The organism is uncultured Rhodospira sp., from assembly GCF_937138205.1.
Taxonomy (GTDB): domain Bacteria; phylum Pseudomonadota; class Alphaproteobacteria; order Rhodospirillales; family Rhodospirillaceae; genus Rhodospira.
The window spans coordinates 1-20,935 of record NZ_CAKZOT010000010.1; the positions used below are offsets into that span (position 1 = coordinate 1).

Consider the following 20,935-nt stretch of genomic DNA (forward strand, 5'->3'; position numbering starts at 1 on the left):
TTTCGGGCCACCTGTCACCACATTATGCGGTCCCGGACTCAAAGGGATAAGCCTTCTATACAAATAAAAGCATAGCAACGTTCCGAATCAAATCTGGATAGAGGTAGCGCCCCTTTACTATTTTTATCCGACGGAGAAAGAAAGAATCATTTTTTATAGATAAGAAATGCGACAAAATACAACGTTTGTCGTGAGGGATATGATCCCCAAAACGCTCCAGAAGTGCCAATGCCTGTAACTGCCTAAGACAAAAGCCGCGCCTCACTGCTTTCACTTTTCCACGCACCTTAATGTAACTGCCTAGGCGGACTTCTTTTTGTGCGGATGAGTTCGAGCCGTGAATTCTGTACAATACAGTGGGTGTTTGGCAACAAAGGACTTTGCCAAACACTGCCGCTACAAGTAGTCCCCACCAATCATGTCCCGTTATCTTGTCCACAGGCATCGGGAGCATCAACTCTCGAAGAGCTCTATTTATCACAGAGGCACAACCAAGCATCGGAGGACACACCAATACATTGCTTAAGCTTGATGCTGCGCTAGTATCGATCTTTTTGAAAGAGAAATAGCTCTCAGAAATGGTATTTAGATTTGAATCAGTTACTACCGTGTCGGAGAATACATAAATTGGCACTTCCTTGCCCCACTTCGCCTCATGCTCGAGAATGAAGTCAACTAGTATTTGAATTTTCTTAGGGAGCCAAATGTCATCCTGGTCTGCAAACAAAACATAATCTGCTTTTGAGTACGAAAGAAGCTCTGCAAAGTTAGACTTCGCACTTCCAGTTGGCCGGTCGTCTTCTACAACAAGTATTTTGTCCGGATACAAGCTCGAAAAATCTTCTAGAATATCCTTCGTTCTATCCGTAGAGCCATCGTCCCTGGCAATTATACCGAATTCATGATAGTCTTGGTTCACAATAGACTCTAGCAGCTCTACGAGGTATTCTTCCCCATTGTAGGTGGCCAGCAAAACGTCAACGTACATTGGAGCCCTCCACCAATTATCAATGATCTCCTGACCTTAAACATGCCTAACGTTGAAATGTGATCACGCGCACATCGAAACCGGACTGTGACCCACATCTCTAAGAGAAATATCGAGCTTCTCCGAGTTGAAATCATCTCCGATTGTTTCATCCGGAAACAAATCGGTGGCATGTGTTGTCCGGACCCGATACCCCCGTATTTTGTTTGACACATTGTTGGTCTGAACCACCTGAAGACACGCACAACGTCCTTCAATCTGGGAAAAGGGTACCGCCTCACGCCAGCCATGATTGTCAAAAAACCCTGTGTCGTAGGGGACAACAGGAACTGTTTGTCGGCGGGCATCAAGCCGATTGCGGAGTTCGGCCAGCGAATCCTTGTCAAAAAGAATGATCCAGTGGAAGCTGCGGTTGGTTTGAGCGGTCATTAAAGGTAGCGTGTATTTCTCTAACAGATCAAAGCGGCTCGCCAGCCAATTCGGCGAACTCCTTATAGCGACTTCCCTGCCCGGGGTTGCAATGTTAAGTCGAGATACTAAAATACGTACATAGTCAAAGGGTAGTTTCATTGTTCAAGCCTGTTTTTGTCAGTGTTCGCGTAATTCGCGGTTCGTAGTGACGCGACTCGGTAACAACGACTTCGAATCGTCTTGAAAGAGGCCGTGTGCAAATAGTATCTGTAATGGCCAGAACAGTGTGGGGGGAATCACATAAGGGCACCTCGAAAAACTCCATTCCGATCGAATTGGGTGTCCTTGCTTTTCAATGGGTTGCGATTGGCAAAACGGTCCATTTTCAGTGTTTTTCGAGGTGCCCATAAAGGATATCGCCTTAATCTTTTTCCACAGTGGAAAAACAACCACTAAAACGCTAGCCGAAGGGTCCACAAAAAGCAAGCGGATTGCGCCACCTGATATCGGTTCCTTCAGCTTGGGCTGTGAGGCTCCGGTCTTCTGGTGCGGTTGCGATGAACCACCCCGGGTTTGCCGGAGGCTCCAAAGCTTGAGAGGATGGAGCCATGAGCAAGACCGGGACCTCGACGAGGTATTCGCCTGAAGTGCGCGATCGAGCGGTACGGATGGTGAAGGAGCATGGGGGCGCGTACGCCTCCGAGTGGGCGGCTTTGACGTCGATTGCGGAGGAGTTCGGGTGTTCGGCGGAAACACTTCGCAAATGGGTTCGCAATGACGAGTCACATCGCCGCGCGAACGAAGAGCCACCGCTTCGGCGGAAACAAGTGTGAATATGATAGCCCCGTTTACGGGGAGGGTTGGGGAGGGGTCTTGCGCCCCCCCAGTCGGTTCGCGCGAACGCCGACGGCGGGGCTTTGGTCCGACACGCCGCGAAATCCTTCACGAAAATGTCGGAGTGTCGGCCCCATCGCCGCTTCGCGAGAGCCGGCCGGCCGTGCTAATGTCCTCGCCGCCTGCCCTCGGGCACGTCCCGGGTCCCGCACACCGATGCTCCGGCCCACGGCCCGGGCCGCGTCTTCCGCGGCAAGGACTTGATCGCCATGCCGACCGACCCAACGTCCCACCCGTCCCTGGCCCATCTCCGGTTTCCGGGTCAGCCACCGCCGGCGCAACCGGGACCGCTGGAGACCCGCGCGCCGTCCGCCCTTCGCAAGGTTGGTGTCATGCTGCTGCCCGTCGTCGACGACCCGGCACCCCGCATCTACAACATTTTTCCCACTCTGGCCGGCCCCCTGACGCAATGGGGCGAGCATCTGGCGCGGGCCAAGGCCATGCGCTTCGACTGGATCTATGTCAACCCGATCCACTACCCCGGGTTTTCCGGCAGTCTGTACGCGGTGAAGGATTTCTACGCCCTGCATCCGGTGCTGGACGACGGTTCCGGCCGCTCGGCGGACGACCAGATCCGCGCCATGCTGGCCGCCGCGCACGAGCAGGGCCTGAAGGTCATGCTCGACCTGGTGGTCAACCACACCGCCAAGGACTCGCCGTGGGTCGAGGCTCATCCGGAATGGTACGTCCGTGACGAGGACGGCGGCGTGCAGTCGCCGTTCGCCATCGACCCGGCCAACGCCGACAACAAGACCGTGTGGGGCGATCTGGCCGAACTGGACTACAGCCCACGCCCGGCGCGCGAATCCCTGGTGGCGCAGTTCGCGGCCATCGTGCGCCACTACACGACGCTGGGCTTTGACGGCTTCCGCTGCGACGCGGCCTACAAGGTGCCGGCGGAGGTGTGGGCCGAGATGATCGGCGCGGCGCGCTCGATCCGGTCCGGGATCGTATTCGCGGCCGAGACCCTGGGCTGCCGCCTGCCGGAGATCGAGGGCCTGCGCCCGGCCGGGTTCGACTATCTGTTCAACAGCTCGAAATGGTGGGATTTCCGCGAAGACTGGCTGTTGAAACAGTACAACGCCTTCCGCTCGCTCGCCCCCTCCATCGCCTTTCCGGAAAGTCACGATACGCCGCGCCTGCGCGCGGAGTTGCCGGACGAATGGCCGCTGGAGCGGGTGCGGGCGGCCTATCATCGCGCCTGGCTGTTCGCCTCGGTGTTTTCCAGTGGCGCCATGATGCCCATGGGCTTTGAGTATGGCTTCGCCGACAAGCCGGACGTGGTCACCACGCGCCCCGAACACTGGGAGACGCCGGCGTTCGACCTCACCGCCGGCATCTCGGCGATCAACGACATGAAACGGCGCGTCCGGGTGCTGAACTGGGAAGGCCCGCAGCGCATGATCGATCTCGACGCGCACGTATGTGTGCTGGTCCGCGCGGCCGAGCATGACCCCGACCTGTCGGTGGTCCTGGTCAACCGCGACCTGGACAACCCCCGGCCGGTCGGCGTGGATGTCTTGCGCCAGCCGGGGCTCGGCATCGGCCAGACCCCGCTGGCGGAAATGACGCCCGGCCGCGCCAAGGGCCGCCTGGACCCGGGAGCGACGGTGCGGCTGGATCCCGGCGACCTGCGCGTTTTCGTTCATGACCCCAGGGAGCAAGCATGAGTACGCGATCCTCGGCCCGCGCCAAGAAAGGCGCGGCGGCCATCGACCTGTCGACGCTGTCCAGCAAGCCCATCGTCATCGAACGGGTGAGCCCGGAAATCGACCACGGCCGCTTCGCCGTCAAACGGTGCGAGGGCGATCCGCTGAAGGTCGAGGCGGCCATCTTCGCCGAAGGGCACGGGGCGTTGTCGGCGGTGCTGCTGCTGCGCCGCGCCGGCGACGAGGCATGGCAGGAATTCCCCATGGAGTCGGTCAACCATGGGCTGGCGCTGTGGTCGGGGTCGGCGCCGCTGGAGGACATCGGCCGTTACGAATACACCATCGAGGCGTGGCGCGACGAGTGGACCTCGTGGCGCAGCGACACGGGCAAGAAGCTGGACGCGGGGCAGGAAGTGTCGCTGGAACTGGTCGAGGGCCGCGCCCTGGTCGAGGCGGCGCGGGCGCGGGCCACGGGCGATGACGCCACCTACCTGAAAACCGTGCTGAAGGGGTTCGACGCCGACACGTCGGCGGTCGCCCAGGCCGCCTTGCTGATGGCGCCGGACCTGACCCTCGTCATGGACCGGTGGCCCGACCGATCGGACGCGGTGCGCTATGACCTGACGCTGCCGCTGGTGGTGGACCCGGTGCGGGCGTGTTATGCCGCATGGTACGAGATGTTCCCGCGCTCCCAGGGAACCGAACCGGGCCAGTGGGCCACGTTCGAGGACTGCATCGCGCGCCTGCCAGAGGTGCGGGCCATGGGCTTCGATGTGCTCTATTTCGTGCCCATCCATCCCATCGGCCTGAAACACCGCAAGGGCAAGAACAACAGCCTGGTGGCCGGCCCGGACGAACCCGGCAGCCCCTACGCCATCGGCTCGCCCGAGGGCGGGCACACGGCGATCCACCCGTCGCTCGGCACCATCGAGGATTTCGAGCACTTGGTGCGCGCCGCCAACCACCGGGGCATGGAGGTGGCGCTGGACATCGCCATCCAGTGCGCGCCCGACCATCCGTGGGTGACGGAGCATCCGGAGTGGTTCAAGTTCCGCCCCGACGGCACCATCAAGTACGCTGAGAACCCGCCCAAGAAGTATCAGGATATCGTCAACGTCGAGTTCTTTGGCCCGCACCAGTACGAGCTGTGGGAAGAGCTGCGGCAGGTGTTCGAGTTCTGGATCCGCCACGGCGTGACCATCTTCCGCGTCGACAACCCGCACACCAAGCCGGTGCCGTTCTGGGAGTGGGTCATTCGCACCCTGAAGGACGACTACCCGCACGTGCAGTTCCTGGCCGAGGCGTTCACCCGCCCGCCCATGATGAAGATGCTGGCAAAGGTCGGCTTTACGCAATCCTACAGCTACTTCACTTGGCGCAACCGCAAGCACGAATTGCAGGAATACCTGACCGAACTGACGCAGACCGAGTGCGTCGAGTACATGCGGCCCAACTTCTTCGCCAACACGCCGGATATCCTGCCGGAGTTCCTGCAACGCGGCGGCCGCCCGGCCTTCATGATCCGCGCCGTGCTGGCCGCGACGCTGTCGAGCGTCTACGGCATCTACAACGGTTTCGAGCTGTGCGAGAACACCGCGATCCCGGGCAAGGAAGAGTACCTCAATAGCGAGAAGTACGAATTCAAGGTGTGGGACTGGGACCGGCCGGGCCACATCAAGGACTACATTGCCCGCATCAACCACATCCGGCACGACAACCCGGCGCTGCACCGGTTCGAAAACCTGCGGTTCCACGCCTGCGACAACGACGATGTGCTGTTTTACGGCAAGATGACCGGGGACCGCGACAACATGGTCTTCGTGCTGTGCAGCACAAATCCCTTTGACGCCCGCCACGTCTGGATGCAGTTCCCGCTGGCCGACATGGGGTTGGCCGAGGACCAGGCGTTCGAGGTCGAGGACCTGTTGACCGGCGACCGCCACCTGTGGACCGGCGCCTGGCATCACTATTATCTGGATCCGGCCGTCAATCCGGCCGCCATCTTCCGTGTGACACCCTGGCGGCCGGTGGATTACCGAACGCCCAGCCTCTAGCGGACGCGGGCCCGCCGGTGCTACATCTCAGGTCGTAACGGGTGCGTACCAGACCGAGAGAGACAGCTCCGGCGGCCCCGGTCCTCCTCTCCCGTCGCGCCGGCCCGCACCCCGATCGGCCGGGCCGACCGCCGTCCCTCCGCCGCCCTCCGGATCAAGAAAGACCTGTGCATGAGCACTGATCCCCTTTGGTACAAGGACGCCATCATCTATCAGCTTCACGTCAAGGCCTTCGCCGACAGCGACGGCAACGGCATCGGTGACTTCCGGGGCCTGACGGACAAGCTGGACTATCTGACCGAACTGGGCGTCACGGCGGTCTGGCTGCTGCCGTTCTATCCATCGCCGCTGCGCGACGACGGCTATGACATCGCCGAGTACAAGGCGGTCAATCCGTCCTACGGCTCGATGCAGGACGTGCGGCGTTTCGTGAAGGCGGCGCACGAACGCGGCCTCAAGGTCATCACCGAGCTGGTGATCAACCACACCTCCGACCAGCACCCGTGGTTCCAGAGGGCGCGGCGGGCCAAGCCCGGCAGCAACTTCCGCAACTTCTACGTCTGGTCCGACACTGACCAGAAGTACCATGGCACGCGGATTATCTTCACCGATACCGAGACGTCCAACTGGGCGTGGGATCCGGTGGCTCAGGCATACTACTGGCACCGCTTTTTCAGCCACCAGCCGGACGTGAACTTCGACAACCCGAACGTCTTCAAGGAAATCCTGCGGGTCATGAAGTTCTGGTTCGATGCCGGCGTGGACGGCCTGCGGCTGGACGCCATCCCCTACCTGTGCGAGCGCGAGGGCACCAACAACGAGAACCTGCCGGAGACCCACGACGTCATCCGCCGCCTGCGCGCCTGGCTGGACGAGAACTACAGCGACCGCATGTTCCTGGGCGAGGCCAACCAGTGGCCGGAGGACGTCCGCCCGTACTTCGGCGACGGCGACGAATGCCACATGGCGTTCCACTTTCCGGTCATGCCGCGCATCTACATGGCTGTGGCGCAGGAGGACCGGCACCCCATCGCCGACATCATGCGCCAGACCCCGGCGATCCCGGACACCTGCCAGTGGGCCATATTCCTGCGCAATCACGACGAACTGACGCTGGAGATGGTCAGCGACCGCGAGCGCGATTACCTCTACAGCACCTACGCCGCCGACAAGCGGGCGCGCATCAACGTTGGCATCCGCCGCCGGCTGGCGCCGTTGCTGAACAACGACCGCCGCAAGATCGAGCTGCTCAACAGCCTGCTGATGAGCCTGCCCGGCACGCCGATCGTCTACTACGGCGACGAGATCGGCATGGGTGACAACATCTTCCTGGGTGACCGCGACGGCGTGCGCACGCCCATGCAGTGGTCGCCGGACCGCAACGGCGGGTTCTCGCGCGCCGACCCGCCCAATCTCTACTTGCCGCCGATCATGGATCCGGTCTACGGCTATGGCGCGGTCAACGTGGAAGCCCAGGCGCGCAGCCCGCACTCGCTGCTGAACTGGATGCGACGACTGATCAATACGCGCACGCGGCACAAGGCGTTCGGGCGCGGCACGCTGGAGTTCCTCTACCCCGGCAACCGCAAGATCCTGGCCTACCTGCGGCGGTTCGAGGGCGAGGACATCCTGTGCGTGGCCAACCTGTCGCGCGCGTCGCAGCCGGTGGAACTGGACCTTTCGGAATTCGAGGACCGGGTGCCGGTCGAGTTGCTGGGCCGCAGTGCTTTCCCGCCGATCGGTGAGCTGCCCTATTTCATCACCCTGCCGGCGTACGGCTTCTACTGGTTCTTGTTGACCGAGGAAGCGGAGGCTCCGTTGTGGCATGAACCCTACGTCCATCCGCTGCCCGACCTGATGACGCTTGTCATGCCGAGGGGCTGGGACAGCCTGTTCACCGGCCAGACGGGCGGCAACCTGATCGACGAGATCCTGCCGGCCTTCCTGCCTAACCAGCGCTGGTTCGCCGGCAAGGAACAGGGCATCACCGACATCTCCGTCCACGACCAGGCCTCGCTGGAGGACGGCGGCGCATCCTTCCTGATGGCCCTGGTGAACGCCGGCCTGAGCGACGGCGAACAGCAACGCTACCTGCTGCCGCTGGCCGTGACCTGGGAGAGCAAGGAAGACCCGGCCCTCGCCCTGCTGCCCTACGCGCTGGCGCGGGCGCGGCAGGTGAACCGCGTCGGCGTGTTGCACGACGCGCTGGCCGACGCCCCGTTCACCAACGCCGTCATCCGCGCCATGCGCGAGGACCGGCGCATCCCCACCGCCGGCGGCGGCACCGTCACGTTCCGGCCGACGCATCTGCTGGCCGAGGAGCCGGCGGTGGAGTTGGACGAAATTCACCGGCTGGGCCGCGAGCAGTCCAACACCTCCATGCTGGTCGGCGACCGCATGGTGCTGAAGGCATACCGCCGCCTGAGCGAGGGGGTTCACCCCGAACTGGAGGTCGGCCGTTTCCTGACCGACGTCGCCGAGTACGAGAACACGCCCGCCCTGCTGGGCTCGGTCGAGATGACGGCCACCGACGGCACTCCCACGGCCCTGGCCGTCCTGCAGCGGTTCATCCGCAACCAGGGTGACGGCTGGTCCTATACGCAGGACTACCTGGGCCGCTATCTGGAGGACGCGGCGCTGGCCATCCAGGCCGGGGCGCCGGCGGAGGACGACGCCGAGGAGGCCGACCACTCGCTATTCCTCGGGCTGGCCCACACCATGGGCCTTCGCGTGGCCGAACTGCACCGGGCGCTGGCCATCGAGACCGACGATCCGGCCTTCCGCGCCGAGCCGGTGGCGCCCGACGACCGGCGCCTGTGGCTGGATCAGGTCAAGGAGGAGGCCGGCAAGGCCCGCCGGTCCCTGGAGCGCGCCCGCGACAGCCTCGACGAGGAGACCCGCGCCGTGGCGGACGACCTGCTCGCTAACTGGGCACGGGTCGACGGCCTGATCGAGGCCGCGTTGCCCGAGGGTGTCGACCTGATGAAGACGCGTTTCCACGGCGACCTGCACCTGGGCCAGGTGGTGGTCGCCAAGGACGACATCTACATCCTCGACTTCGAGGGCGAACCCGCACGGGAGGTCAACCAGCGGCGCCTGAAACACATGCCGCTGAAGGACGTGGCCGGCATGGTGCGCTCGTTCAATTACGCCGCCTGGGCGGCGCTGTTCAACCGTCAGGTGGTGCAGGACGATGTGCTGGAGGCCCTGGGACCGGTGTCCGATGCCTGGGAGAGGCAGGTGGTCTCGACCTTCCTCGCCGGGTACAAGGAGGCCATCGGCGACTGCCGCTCTGTGCCGGCCGACCCGGCGCAGTTCGACGCTCTGCTGGCCTTGTTCACGCTAGAGAAGGCGTTCTACGAGATCGGTTATGAAACCGCGAACCGGCCCGCTTGGGCGCGTATTCCCATCCGCGGGGTGCATCGCCTTGTGCTCGGCGATGACGGCACGGACGCGGGCGAGTAAAACCCGGCTCACGGGCGATGCCCGCCAAGACAGGAATGCGGAGCGGAGGATAGGACCCGGGGATGGCCACGTCGGACCTGGATGTACGGCCTGGGTATCCCCATCCCCTGGGTGCGACCTGGGATGGTAGGGGGGTGAACTTCGCGCTGTTCTCGGCCAACGCGACGCGGGTCGAACTGTGCCTGTTCGACGCGCGGGGGCGCGAAACCCGGGTCGACCTGCCCGAGTACACAGACGAGGTCTGGCACGGCTACCTGCCGGCCGCCCAGCCGGGAACGGTCTACGGCTACCGGGTGCATGGTCCGTATGCTCCGGATCATGGCCACTGGTTCAACCCGAACAAGCTTCTGCTCGATCCCTATGCGCGCGCCCTTGAGGGCCGCCTCGACTGGGACGGGGCGCATTTCTGCTTTCAGCTCGGCCACCCGCGCGCCGACCTGTCGTTTTGCACGCGCGACAACGCCGCGACGATGATCAAGGCCCGCGTGGTGGAGGACACCGAGACCGGCCGGCGGACGTTCAAGCGACCCGGTCACCCCTGGCAGTCCAGTGTGATCTACGAGATGCACGTCCGGGGCTTTACCATGCGCCATCCGGACGTGCACGAGAGCTACCGGGGCACGTTCGCCGGTCTGTCCACCCGGGCCGTGGCGGAGTATCTGCGCGCACTGGGCATCACGGCCGTCGAGTTGCTGCCGATCCATGCCTTCATTCATGATCGGCATCTGCAAATGCGCGGGCGGCGCAACTATTGGGGCTACAACACGCTCGCCTATTTTGCCCCGCATCCGGAATACCTCGCCAGCGGCGACCTGGAGGAGGTCCGCTCCTTCGTCCACACCATGCACGATCACGGCATCGAAGTGATCATGGACGTGGTCTACAACCACACGGCGGAGGGCAGTCACCTGGGGCCGATGCTGTCGTTCCGGGGCATCGATAACGCCAGCTATTACCGGCTCGTGCCGGGCAATCCGCGCTACTACATGGATTCCACGGGTTGCGGCAACACGCTGAATTTCCGCCACCACCGCGTCGTTCAGCTTGTCATGGACTCCTTGCGCTATTGGGTCGAGCACATGGGCGTCGACGGTTTCCGCTTCGACCTGGCCACGGTGCATGGACGCGACATCGGCCATTATGACCGCGAGGCCACGTTCCTGGATTCCATCCGGCAGGACCCGGTGTTGTCGCGGGTCAAGATGATCGCCGAACCCTGGGACGTCGGCGAGGGCGGCTATCAACTCGGTCAGTTTCCGCCCGGCTGGGCGGAGTGGAACGACCGCTACCGTGACACGGTGCGCCGGTTCTGGCGCGGCGATCCGGGGCAGGTGCCGGATCTGGCCACGCGCCTCACCGGCTCGTCCGACGTCTTCGAGCGCCATGGCCGCAAACCCTGGGCGAGCATCAATTACGTCACCTCTCACGACGGCTTCACGCTGGCCGATCTGGTCTCCTACGAGCGCAAGCACAACGAGGCGAATGGGGAGGACAACCGGGACGGCACCAATGCCAGCTTCAGCGCTAATCACGGGACCGAGGGACCGACGCCCAACAACGCCATCGCCACCCTGCGCCTGCGCCAGCGGGTCAATATGCTGGCCACCCTGTTGTTGTCGCAGGGTGTGCCAATGCTGATGGCCGGCGACGAGTTCGGCCATACCCAGAACGGCAACAACAATCCCTACTGCCAGGACAATGAAACCACTTGGCTCGACTGGGACCGCATCACGACCGACGGACAGCGGCTCATCCGGCTGGTGTCCTGGTTGATCCGCCTGCGGCGGGCGCACCCGGTGTTCCGTCGTGACCGCTTTTTGCGCGGCGAAATCGTCCCCGGCACGACGGTGATCGATAGCGTCTGGCTGAACCCGGACGGCCAGGAACGCCAGGTCAGCGACTGGGAAAACGGCCAGGCACAATTCGTCGGGCTGCTGTTGCGCGGAGAGGCGGGGACTCACTATGTGACGCCAGCGGGAGAGCCGTGTCCCGATGACACCTTCCTGATCTTCATGAATGCCGGGGTCGAGCCGCTGACATGTCACATGCCACGCCTTGGGGATGGCGGATGCTGGCTGCCGCTGCTCGACACCGCCATCGGTCCGGTTCTGGCCGGCACCGACACCCTGACCGACGGCGCGGTCCACCGCATGGCGGGGCGCTCGCTTGTTCTGTTCGGCCGCCAGCCGCCGGGCGGCGCGGCGCCGGGTGCAGTGGCCGGCGCGGGGAAACAACCTCAAGGGGCGTCGGTCCGGTCCGCCGAACCGCCCCGTCCTGACTCGGAAAGGGCAGAGTGATGAGCGATCACGACCAGCTGGAGGCGCTGGCCTCGCGCGCCGGCGTATCGCCGGAATACTGGGATGCCTTCGGCGCCCACGCGGTCGTGCCGCCGTCGACCAAGCGGGCGTTCCTGGCCGGCATGGGCATGGCCGCCGGGGACGAGGATCAGGCTTGTCGCGCGCTGGCGCACCTGGAGGCCGAGTCCTGGACCCGGCTGGCTCCGCCCTGCCTGGTGTTGCGGGCCGAGGCGGAGGGGCTGTCCGCCCTGCCGGTTGTGATCTCGGTGCCGGACGAGGTCGCCGGCGCGACGCTCGCCTGGACGCTGCGCCTGGAGGGCGCAACCGGCGCCGCGCCGGACGGGACGGTGGCGCTTGACGACGAGACCGTGACGGACGTCGGCACCGCCGAGATCGAGGGCCGCGTCTTGCGCCGCCTGTCGCTGACGCTGCCGGTGGCGGTCCCCTGGGGCTATCACGCCCTGGATCTGGCCGTGGACGGTGTCGAGCCGGTTCGTGTCATGGTCATCGTTGCCCCGTGGCGGTGCTACCTGCCGCCGGCACTGGCCGACGGGCACCGGGTGTGGGGACCGTCGGTACAAGTTTATGCCCTGCGCGGCCGCGATGACTGGGGCATGGGCGGCTTTGCCGACCTGCGGCACCTGCTGGCCCTGAGCGGCCGCGAAGGCGCCGGCGTGCTCGGGATCAATCCGTTGCACGCCCTGTTCCCGACCCGGCCGCGCCACGCCAGCCCGTATTCGCCCAGCAGCCGGTTGTTCCTGAACCCGCTGTACATCCATATCCCGGACGTGCCCGAGGCCTGCGACGATCCGGAATTGGCGGCGCATCTGGCCGACCCCACCCTGCGCGCCCGGCTGGCCCTGCTGGCGGCGGACCCGCTGATCGATCACGCCGGCGTGCACGCGGTGAAGTGGCCGTTGCTGGAGGCCCTGTACGACATCTTCGTGGGCGAGCACCTGGGGCGCGATACCGTGCGCGACCGGGCGTTCGCGGCCTTTCGGGCCGAGCGCGGCCGGCCGTTGCGCCTGTTCGCCATACACGAGGCGCTGGCCGAGAGCTTTGCTCACCTGGGGCAGTCGTCGCGCGACTGGCCGGAGGACTATCGGCATCCGAATTCCGAGGCTGTGGCCCGCTTCGCCGAGGAGAACGCCCGGCGCATCACCTTCCACGAATACCTTCAGTTCGAGGCCGACCGGCAGCTTGGTTTGTGCGCCGAGACCGCCCGCGCCGCCGGCATGGCCGTGGGCCTGTACCATGATCTCGCGCTCGGTGCCGACTCGACCGGGGCCGACATCTGGATGAACCAGGATCTGGTGGTGGACGGCGTGGCGGTGGGCGCGCCGCCCGACCCCATGAACCTGAAGGGCCAGAACTGGGGCTTTCCGCCGCTCAACCCGGTGCGCCTGCGGGCGCGCGCCTACGACACCTTCGTCGAGGTGGTGCGCGCCGGGATGCGCCACGCCGGCGCCCTGCGCATCGACCATGTGCTGGGTCTGATGCGCATGTTCTGGATTCCGCACGACACGCCGGCGCGGGACGGCGGCTATGTCACCTATCCGTTCGACGAGATGCTGGCCGTGCTGGCGCTGGAAAGCCACCGTCAGCAGTGCGTGGTCATTGGCGAGGATCTGGGCACCGTCCCGGAGGGCTTCCGCGAGCGCATGGCGGCGGAAAATATCCTGTCCTACCGGCTGTTCTATTTCGAACGCCACCTGGACCAGTCTTTGAAGGCACCGCCGGACTATCCGGAAAAGGCGGCCGTGGCCGTGGGCACCCACGACCTGCCGACGTTGCTCGGCTTCTGGACCGGGCATGACCTGTTGGTGAAGAACGATATCCACCTGTATCCCGACGCCGCCACCTTCGACCGCGAGCAGGACGAGCGCGCGCGCGATCGCGGGCGCATCCTGGCATCCCTGTCGGCCGCCGGGTGCGGGGTGACCGATGACGGCTCCGGCGGCGCCCTGTCAGGCGACCTGATCGAGGCGATCTACCGCTATATCGCCCGCACGCCCAGCCTGATCCTGCTGCTGCAGCTTGAGGACGCCTTGGGCGAGATCGATCAGGCGAACGTGCCCGGCACGGTGGACGAACACCCCAACTGGCGCCGCCGGCTGAGCGTGGCGGTCGAGGATCTGGCCGATCATCCGCGCTTTGCCGCGCTGGCCCGCATTCTGCGCGAGGAGCGGGCCGCGCGCGCGGCGGCCATGGTGTAGGAACGGGGTCATCCACGGCACACCCGGATCCGCCGACGGCGAAACCGGCGTGCCGCGATCCGATCGGAGTTACGCCGCCGCGCCGGCCGCCTTCGAAGCCTTTCAGCCGGCGCCTCAGGCCGCTGCGGACCTGCGGCCCTTGAGCCACCGGGTGCCAACGAGGCCGCCCAAAGCCGTCAGCATGAACCATGCGGCGGCGGGAAGGGGAACCTCGGAGACGGGCATCCAGTCAGCGTAAACGTAACGTCCATAATCAGACAAGTCATAGTTTCTTTTCGTGACAGCTGCCTCAGCAGCGTCCGTTTCACCCGAGGCCGAACTATAGTTCATTGCGTTAGACGAGGAAACATAGTCTCCATAATCATTGCTAGTAAGTGTATGCGGTGTCAATACACCCCCCAAACCAGACTGTGTCAGTCCTGTTATGCCCCAAGTCAAAGTGGGATCACTATCGAACAAATAGCCTCCCTCGTCGACAAGAACCTGATCAAGGAGGGCTTGAGCCGCATCCCCCGCGTCCTGCCAGTCCGAGAAGTCGAACGCGGACTCGACGCATCCGTTGAAAAGACTTTCGCATGAGCCTTCCTTGAACAGGACATTGTAGAGTGAGCCGTTCACGTCAACGTTGTTCGCGCCCATGAGCTGGCCGTCCTGGTCACCGACGCTCCCGACCAGCAGTGTGACACCCTGGGTCGTGGTATGCTCGTTGTACTCCACCAACGCGGCGTTGGCGGCCGTCGCGCCGAACACCATCATTCCCGCAGCCACGGTGCCGAGCAACGTCCGTTTCATGCCATCCTCCTGTCGTTCGGGGCGGATGATCGACGGGCACACCCAGCCGATCCCACACAAGAAAGATAGGGAATCCATATCATAAGTTGGTGGGGCAGACCATCAACCGAAAGGTGGGTTTTGTATAAATTCTGCCCTCCACCTTTTGGTGGAGGGGCGATCATCACGGCCAAACATACAACCCGGCGGCGCAGACCGCCCGACCCCGGGGCGAGCCGCCTAACCCGCCGCCCCCGCCATGGCGGCCTCGCGGGTTTCCATGGCCTTGCGGCTGTTGTCGGCGGCGTTGCGCAGCACGGCCTTGCGCACCTTCTCGAACGCGCGGTTCTCGATCTGGCGCACCCGTTCGCGCGACACGCCGTACTCTTTGCCCAGGTCCTCCAGGGTCTCGGGCTCGGAGGCCAGGCGGCGGCGCGTGAACACATCGCGCTCGCGGGCGTTCAGGCCGTCCATGGCGCCGTCGAGCAGGGCCATGCGGTAGCCGGACTCGGACCGCTCCATCAAAATCTCTTCCTGGTTGGGGGTTTCGTCCTCCAACAGGTCCATCATCTCGATGTCGCCGTCCTCGCCGACGACGCGATTCAGCGAGCCGTCGCGGGCGGCCATGCGCCGGCTCATGTTGGTGACGTCGGTTTCGGAGACGCCCAACTCGCCGGCGATCAAAGTGACTTCGTCCGGCGACAGGTCGCGGTTGTCGAGCAGGCCCAGGCGCGCCTTGATCTTGCGCAGGTTGTAGAACACCTTCTTGTGGGCCGACAGGGTCCCGATCTTCACCAGCGACCAGCTGTTGAGGATGTATTCGTGGATCGACGCCTTGATCCACCACATGGCGTAGGTGGCGAGGCGAAAGCCCTTCTCCGGGTCGAACTTCTTGACCGCCTGCATCAGGCCGAGGCTGCCCTCGGACACCAGATCGGCGACCGGCAGGCCATAGTGGCGGTAGCCCAGGGCGATCTTGGCCACCAGACGCAGGTGGCTGGTCACCAGGGTGTGGGCGGCCTCCACGTCGTCATGATCATGAAAGCGCCGGGCCAGCATGTACTCTTCCTCGGGCGAGAGGACGGGGAACTGGCGGACGGTGCGCAGGTAACGGTCCAGGCCGCCGTCTTCAGAGACGGCCGGCAGGGACGACAATGTCGGTGTGGACGCGGACATGGCGGTGTCTCCTGGCATCTGGGACTCGTCGGCCGGCGACCGCGCGGGTGGGGTCGGTTCGGGTCGACGGGTTTGGCGTGGCGAAAGCGGCAAACGGGTGCGATCCGGTGGTGCGATCGATCAGAAGACGACCGCGCCGGGCCAAGAGGCCGCGCGGGGCGCACCGCGGGACGCACACTGCCGATGCCAGAATGAGAACAGGGCCGCGGTTCTGCGAGCGGCGTCCGTGTCCGGGACACACAGGTCCATTGCGACCGAGTCGGTCATGGGGGTCACCCTCCTGTGAAGCGATGACGATCGCCCGACGCCGTTATGGCCGCCGGGACACGCTTATGGTCGGACCCGCTTGGCAGCATCCGACACAATGCAAGTATAAGGGTGTTATGGTCGGGTTTCAAGGCGTGCCGCTTGGCGACAGCAGGTCCTCAGGAGGGCTCCCGCCCTTTCCGGGTCCAGACGACCGTGCAACTCCCGCACGGGCAGAGTACCTCCCTCCTGTGGTGTGGCGCGGGGCGGTCCTTGCCGGGCCGGCCGGGGCCGCGCATGATGGGCGGATGCACTCATCCAAGTCCGAGGACCCCGATCGCCGATGACCGTTGCCCCGACAGTCCGTCCGCTGGACGGGATTCGCATCCTTGACGCCGCCACCTTCATCGCCGGGCCGTTCACCACGGCGATCCTGGGCGAGTTCGGGGCCGAGGTGATCAAGATCGAACAGCCCGGCGCGGGCGATCCGTTCCGCCGCTTCGGCACCCCGACCGAACGCGGCGACAGCCTCGCCTTCCTCAGCGAGGCGCGCAACAAGCGCTCGGTGACCCTCGATTTACGCCAGCCGGCCGGGGCGCGGATCTTCCGCGAACTGGCGGCCCGCTCCCAGGTGGTGTGCGAGAACTTCCGGCCCGGCACCATGGAGCGGTGGGGGCTTGGCTGGAGCGACCTTCGGGTGGTCAACCCGGCCCTGGTGATGCTGCGGGTGAGCGGCTACGGCCAGGATGGTCCCTACGCCGACCGGCCCGGCTTCGCCCGCATCGCTCACGCGGTGGGCGGCCTGACGCATCTGGCGGGGATGCCGGACGGACCGCCGGTCACGCCCGGGTCGACCTCGCTGGGCGACTACATGTCCGGCCTGTTCGGGGCGGTCGGCGTGCTGATGGCCCTGCGCCATGCCGAGCGCACCGGCGAGGGCCAGGAGATCGATATCGCCCTGTATGAATCGGTCTTTCGCGTCCTGGACGAGATCGCGCCCCGCTATGCCCGCGATGGCACGGTGCGGGGCCGGGAAGGCGCCGGCACGCTGAACGCCTGTCCGCACGGGCATTTTCCCTGCGGCGACGGCGCCTGGGTGGCGATCGCCTGCACCAGCGACAAGATGTTCGCCCGTCTGGTCGAGGTCATGGGGCGGTTGGACCTGCTGCCCCGTTACGCCACTGCGGCCGACCGGCTGGCCGACCGGGCCACGGTCGACGGCCTAGTGCAGGCCTGGACCCGCACCATGCCGCGTGACGAGGTGGTGCGGGTGTGCACCGACGGGCACGTCCCCTGCGGTCCCGTGAACACCATCGCCGACATCTTCGCCGACCCCCACGTCGCGGCGCGCGGCAACCTGGTCGAGGTGCTGGCCGAGGGACTGGGGCCGCTGACCCTGCCCAATGTCTTGCCGCGCCTGTCGGCCACGCCCGGCCGGATCGATCACCCCGGCCCCGTGCTGGGGGCTGATACCGACGCCGTGCTGGCCGAGGTGCTGGGGGTGTCGGAGCACGAGCGGGCGGTGCTGCGCGCGGATGGCGTGATCTGAGGGAACGGATCCGCGCCCGGCCCGTTTTCCCTGGACAGCCGAGCGGCAGGTCCCCAAGTTCGGTGGGGATATCCTGTCGCCGCGCCTTGCCGACTCCGTGTCGCTCCGCCTCATCCACCCTGGACCGTTCTCTCGGTCCGGCGGCGCGCGGGGCAAGCCGGCCCGAACCACCCATAACCTGGAGGTCAACCCCCATGTCCAGCGAGGGACTTCACGCGCCCCGCGAGCGCCTGTCGCGGGAGACGCTTTCCCTGCATCATGCCATCGTGTCCATCAAGGAAGAGCTCGACGCCGTGGATTGGTACCGCCAGCGTGCCGACGACTGCGAGGATGGCGCCTTGCGGGACATCCTGTCGCACAACATGCGCGAGGAAATGGAACACGCCTGCATGGCCCTTGAGTGGCTGCGTCGCAACAATCCGGACTGGGCCACGTACATGAAGACCTATCTGTTCACCGAGGGCGATATCACCGAGCTCGAGGAAGAGGACACCGGCAAGAGTGCCGGCGCCGGTGCCGCGTCGTCAGCGGCCACGGGGGCGACCGTGCCGGGCCGGGGCTTCACCATTGGCGCGATTACCGACGGCGGGGAGGGCTGACCCGATGGATTTTCTGAACCGCAACCAAGCCCCGTTCGACGCCGGCATCTGGGAGCAGATCGATGCGGCGGCCGCCAGCGCGGCCCAGGAACTGATGACCGCGCGCCGTTTTCTTGAGGTTGGTGGTCCCTGGGGACCCGGCCTGACGGCCATCGAGTTGTCCAATGACGACTACTGCCGCCAGCCAGAGCCCGGCGAGGCCGGCGCCGTCATGAGCCGCGCCGTCTCCGTGCCAATGTTGCGCAAGACGTTCAAGCTGTCGCTGCGCCGGATCGCGGCGTATCTGTCGAACGGTCAGCCGCTCGACCTGTCGCCGGCCGAGGACGCCGCCGAGTCCGTCGCGCGTCTGGAAGAGCAGATCGTCTATTACGGCCGCCCCGAGTTCGGCCTGCCCGGGTTGCTCGACAACAAGGGGAGTTGCCGCATGGAGGGCGGCGACTGGACCAAGCCCGAGGATGCCCTGGAGGACGTGCTGGCCGCCGTCACCAAGCTGGACGACGCCGGGTTCCGAGGCCCCCATGCCCTGGTGCTGGCGCCGAAGTACTACAACGCGCTGTTCCGCCGCTATCCGGACAGCGACATGGTGCTGATCAACCACCTGCGCCGGCTGTGCACGCGGGGCATCTACAAGACCAGCATCGAGGGCGCCGCCATCCTGGATCCGCGTGTTGGCAGCCTGGAGATCGGTCAGGACCTGATGTGCGGCTACGTCGGCAACGACGGCATCCACTGCGAGCTGTTCATCAATGAAAGCCTGGTCCTGCGGATGCAGGACGAAAGCGCCGTGTGCGTCATCAAACCCAAGAGCGGATGATCACCGCGCGCGGATGAGGGGCGGACTCTGGCGCGGGCACTGGCGTTCGGTGGGGCGATTCGGGTAAGGGAAGGGGCTCGCTCCCCTCTCCCTGCCCGGTTGAACCCCCATGCTTGACCCGTCCGTCGTTGACCTCTCGGAGGCCGTTTCCGAGGACGCCGCCGCCGTCCACGATCTGTACGCCGGCCATGTGCGCGCCGGCACCGCCACGTTCGAGCTCGACCCGCCGACGGTTGAGGAGATGGCGCGGCGCATTGCCGGTGTGCGCGACGCCGGCCTGCCGTTCCTGCTGGCGCGGAACCGGGCGGACGGCCGCCTTCTGGGGTACGCCTACGCAGGGTCGTTCCGAGGGCGCCCGGCCTACCGGCATACGGTCGAGGACAGCATCTACCTCGATCCGGCGGCGATGGGGCGGGGTGTTGGGACGGTCCTGCTGGGCGCCGTGATCGAGCGCTGCGCCGCCCGGGATGTGCGCCAGATGGTCGCCGTGATCACCACGCCGGGGTCCGAAGCCTCGGTCGCCCTGCATCGGAAACTGGGGTTCGAGACGGTGGGGATGCTGCCGGCCGTGGGGCGCAAGTTCGGCCGGTGGTGGGGGACGCTCTATATGCAGCGGGCGATCGGCGCGGGCGCATCGACCGACCCCGGGGAGGGGTGACTGCCCGGGGTCGCTCCCTGACAGTCGCCTGACCGTGGCGTCAATCGGCCGTACCGAGCAACGCGGTCAGATACGCGCTGATCCTCTGGCTGTCTTCGGCGGCGGCCAGTTCGGGAATGTGTGTCTTCGGCGGTTGCTCGAGCAACGCGTGGAGTTCCGCCTCGGTCCGGGCCACGGACAGCGTGACCTTCTTCGCGAGCTGGTTCGCCGTTGCGGCTTGATGGTCGTTTCGGTGTTCGCCGCGCCGAAACTCCCTCGGCATACAGATCAAGGGCTTTTTCTGGCGCGTACAGCCCAGAATGGTGCCGATGCCGACATGGGAGACGACCACGGTGGCCCTGTCGAACAGCCGGCCGTGATCCTCGGGCGTCAGCATCTGCGCGCTGTCGAACGGCAGGTCGAGGGTCGAGCGGCCGATCTGGGCGAACACCTCCTGATCCGGATGGTGACGGTGCCAACTCGCGACGGCCTCGACCAACCGGTCAAACGGAAGCTGTGTTCCGACAGTGACGAAGATCACGAGAGTTCTCCCAGGACGCTGCCCTTGTACTGAACCCGTCGCCCATCGGCCAAGGACTGCCACTGCGTCAGGACGGGCAGGCCGAACAACCGGCACAACCGCGCCGACAGCGACAGCCGTTCGGCGTTGGCGATGCTGTCGATGAACACGCACCGGCGCCCGGTCAGGCGGGCGATGAGGCACGCGAAGAAGCCTGGGGCGGCCCCGGTGGTGATGACGAGGGACGGGGCGGTGCGGCGGATGAGTGCGGTCGTATCCCGCAAACAGAGGACGAGGTGCCACTTCTTGTCCTTGTTGGCGTCCTGGATGAAGTACGGCCGATCGCGCCCACCGCGCCCTTCGGCGGCCTCCGGTGTCGACACCGTGGGTCGGCTCATGCCGGCCCGCGCATACACCACGGGGTGCGGGAGGTTGGCGCAGATGGTGGTCAGTTGCGCCCAGTGCCCGCCGGGGGAACTGATTGCCAGAATACAGGGCTCCGCCATGCCGCATGGTCCCCCCTTAGTGTTTCGGTTGCGATCCGTTGCATTGGACATCCGGGCGCGCGCATTGGCCCGGACGGCAGCCTCTTGGCCAGTCTTGGCGCGGCCGGCTGTGCACTGTGCACGCCCTTGGTGCGCGCGATGAG

15 protein-coding genes and 1 pseudogene are annotated in these 20,935 nt (G+C 65.2%); 10 read left to right on the forward strand and 6 right to left on the reverse strand.

Translation table 11 applies throughout. The features are described 5' to 3' along the window. Window positions 1-55: 55 nt before the first annotated feature. Window positions 56-988, reverse strand: coding sequence for a glycosyltransferase family 2 protein (locus tag Q0309_RS01370; RefSeq protein ID WP_299436612.1), 933 nt, complete (start codon window positions 986-988; stop codon window positions 56-58). A 63-nt stretch (window positions 989-1,051) separates the two neighbouring features. Beyond that, window positions 1,052-1,558, reverse strand: a complete 507-nt coding sequence (locus Q0309_RS01375) for a glycosyltransferase (protein WP_299436615.1) — start codon at window positions 1,556-1,558, stop codon at window positions 1,052-1,054. Window positions 1,559-2,007: 449 nt separating this feature from the next. On the opposite strand from Q0309_RS01375, the pseudogene Q0309_RS01380 reads away from it, so the two are divergent. The 6 genes and pseudogenes from Q0309_RS01380 to malQ all read left to right on the forward strand — a co-directional run. Further along, window positions 2,008-2,196, forward strand: a pseudogene (locus Q0309_RS01380) (transposase); the annotation flags it as partial. Between the two features lie 306 nt (window positions 2,197-2,502). After that, a complete protein-coding gene (locus Q0309_RS01385; protein WP_299436618.1) occupies window positions 2,503-3,963 on the forward strand; it encodes an alpha-amylase family glycosyl hydrolase in 1,461 nt (486 codons plus the stop codon). Continuing rightward, complete coding sequence (locus tag Q0309_RS01390) at window positions 3,960-5,996, forward strand: alpha-1,4-glucan--maltose-1-phosphate maltosyltransferase (RefSeq protein ID WP_366940541.1); 2,037 nt, start codon at window positions 3,960-3,962, stop codon at window positions 5,994-5,996. The genes Q0309_RS01385 and Q0309_RS01390 overlap by 4 nt, the downstream gene beginning before the upstream one ends. 171 nt (window positions 5,997-6,167) lie before the next feature. After that, complete coding sequence (gene treS, locus Q0309_RS01395) at window positions 6,168-9,461, forward strand: maltose alpha-D-glucosyltransferase (protein WP_299436621.1); 3,294 nt, start codon at window positions 6,168-6,170, stop codon at window positions 9,459-9,461. A gap of 62 nt (window positions 9,462-9,523) precedes the next feature. Beyond that, window positions 9,524-11,758 carry a glycogen debranching protein GlgX gene (gene glgX / locus Q0309_RS01400; protein ID WP_299436624.1) on the forward strand — a complete coding sequence of 745 codons (2,235 nt, stop codon included), beginning with the start codon at window positions 9,524-9,526 and terminating at the stop codon, window positions 11,756-11,758. Beyond that, window positions 11,758-13,974, forward strand: coding sequence for a 4-alpha-glucanotransferase (gene malQ / locus Q0309_RS01405; RefSeq protein ID WP_299436627.1), 2,217 nt, complete (start codon window positions 11,758-11,760; stop codon window positions 13,972-13,974). Before glgX ends, malQ begins: the two co-directional genes overlap by 1 nt. A gap of 114 nt (window positions 13,975-14,088) precedes the next feature. Here the strand turns inward: malQ and Q0309_RS01410 are convergent, their stop codons facing one another. Beyond that, complete coding sequence (locus tag Q0309_RS01410) at window positions 14,089-14,766, reverse strand: VPLPA-CTERM sorting domain-containing protein (protein WP_299436630.1); 678 nt, start codon at window positions 14,764-14,766, stop codon at window positions 14,089-14,091. 219 nt (window positions 14,767-14,985) lie between these two features. After that, window positions 14,986-15,921, reverse strand: a complete 936-nt coding sequence (rpoH, locus tag Q0309_RS01415) for an RNA polymerase sigma factor RpoH (protein WP_299436633.1) — start codon at window positions 15,919-15,921, stop codon at window positions 14,986-14,988. Window positions 15,922-16,510: 589 nt separating this feature from the next. On the opposite strand from rpoH, the gene Q0309_RS01420 reads away from it, so the two are divergent. The 4 genes from Q0309_RS01420 (at window position 16,511) to Q0309_RS01435 (ending at window position 19,787) form a co-directional block, all read left to right on the forward strand. Continuing rightward, a complete protein-coding gene (locus Q0309_RS01420; protein WP_299436636.1) occupies window positions 16,511-17,716 on the forward strand; it encodes a CoA transferase in 1,206 nt (401 codons plus the stop codon). Between the two features lie 194 nt (window positions 17,717-17,910). Then, window positions 17,911-18,315 carry an encapsulin-associated ferritin-like protein gene (locus Q0309_RS01425; protein WP_299436639.1) on the forward strand — a complete coding sequence of 135 codons (405 nt, stop codon included), beginning with the start codon at window positions 17,911-17,913 and terminating at the stop codon, window positions 18,313-18,315. 4 nt (window positions 18,316-18,319) lie between these two features. Continuing rightward, a complete protein-coding gene (locus Q0309_RS01430; protein WP_299436641.1) occupies window positions 18,320-19,129 on the forward strand; it encodes a family 1 encapsulin nanocompartment shell protein in 810 nt (269 codons plus the stop codon). A gap of 109 nt (window positions 19,130-19,238) precedes the next feature. Beyond that, window positions 19,239-19,787 carry a GNAT family N-acetyltransferase gene (locus Q0309_RS01435; protein WP_299436644.1) on the forward strand — a complete coding sequence of 183 codons (549 nt, stop codon included), beginning with the start codon at window positions 19,239-19,241 and terminating at the stop codon, window positions 19,785-19,787. Between the two features lie 40 nt (window positions 19,788-19,827). On the opposite strand, the gene Q0309_RS01440 is transcribed toward Q0309_RS01435, so the two are convergent. Both Q0309_RS01440 and Q0309_RS01445 read right to left on the reverse strand, forming a co-directional pair. Beyond that, the gene (locus Q0309_RS01440; protein WP_299436647.1) at window positions 19,828-20,307 is read right to left on the reverse strand and encodes a glycosyltransferase; all 480 of its coding nucleotides are present in this window, start codon (window positions 20,305-20,307) and stop codon (window positions 19,828-19,830) included. Then, on the reverse strand, window positions 20,304-20,792 hold the full coding sequence (locus tag Q0309_RS01445) for a hypothetical protein (RefSeq protein ID WP_299436650.1): 489 nt from the start codon (window positions 20,790-20,792) through the stop codon (window positions 20,304-20,306). The genes Q0309_RS01440 and Q0309_RS01445 overlap by 4 nt, the downstream gene beginning before the upstream one ends. Between the last annotated feature and the right edge of the window lie 143 nt (window positions 20,793-20,935).

Excerpts from the sequence above, each read along its gene's own strand:
- Q0309_RS01370 (WP_299436612.1), bottom strand. The coding sequence starts at position 988 with ATGTACGTTGACGTTTTGCTGGCCACCTACAATGGGGAAGAATACCTC.
- Q0309_RS01375 (WP_299436615.1), bottom strand. The coding sequence starts at position 1,558 with ATGAAACTACCCTTTGACTATGTACGTATTTTAGTATCTCGACTTAAC.
- Q0309_RS01385 (WP_299436618.1), top strand. The coding sequence starts at position 2,503 with ATGCCGACCGACCCAACGTCCCACCCGTCCCTGGCCCATCTCCGGTTT.
- Q0309_RS01390 (WP_366940541.1), top strand. The coding sequence starts at position 3,960 with ATGAGTACGCGATCCTCGGCCCGCGCCAAGAAAGGCGCGGCGGCCATC.
- treS (WP_299436621.1), top strand. The coding sequence starts at position 6,168 with ATGAGCACTGATCCCCTTTGGTACAAGGACGCCATCATCTATCAGCTT.
- glgX (WP_299436624.1), top strand. The coding sequence starts at position 9,524 with ATGGCCACGTCGGACCTGGATGTACGGCCTGGGTATCCCCATCCCCTG.
- malQ (WP_299436627.1), top strand. The coding sequence starts at position 11,758 with ATGAGCGATCACGACCAGCTGGAGGCGCTGGCCTCGCGCGCCGGCGTA.
- Q0309_RS01410 (WP_299436630.1), bottom strand. The coding sequence starts at position 14,766 with ATGAAACGGACGTTGCTCGGCACCGTGGCTGCGGGAATGATGGTGTTC.
- rpoH (WP_299436633.1), bottom strand. The coding sequence starts at position 15,921 with ATGTCCGCGTCCACACCGACATTGTCGTCCCTGCCGGCCGTCTCTGAA.
- Q0309_RS01420 (WP_299436636.1), top strand. The coding sequence starts at position 16,511 with ATGACCGTTGCCCCGACAGTCCGTCCGCTGGACGGGATTCGCATCCTT.
- Q0309_RS01425 (WP_299436639.1), top strand. The coding sequence starts at position 17,911 with ATGTCCAGCGAGGGACTTCACGCGCCCCGCGAGCGCCTGTCGCGGGAG.
- Q0309_RS01430 (WP_299436641.1), top strand. The coding sequence starts at position 18,320 with ATGGATTTTCTGAACCGCAACCAAGCCCCGTTCGACGCCGGCATCTGG.
- Q0309_RS01435 (WP_299436644.1), top strand. The coding sequence starts at position 19,239 with ATGCTTGACCCGTCCGTCGTTGACCTCTCGGAGGCCGTTTCCGAGGAC.
- Q0309_RS01445 (WP_299436650.1), bottom strand. The coding sequence starts at position 20,792 with ATGGCGGAGCCCTGTATTCTGGCAATCAGTTCCCCCGGCGGGCACTGG.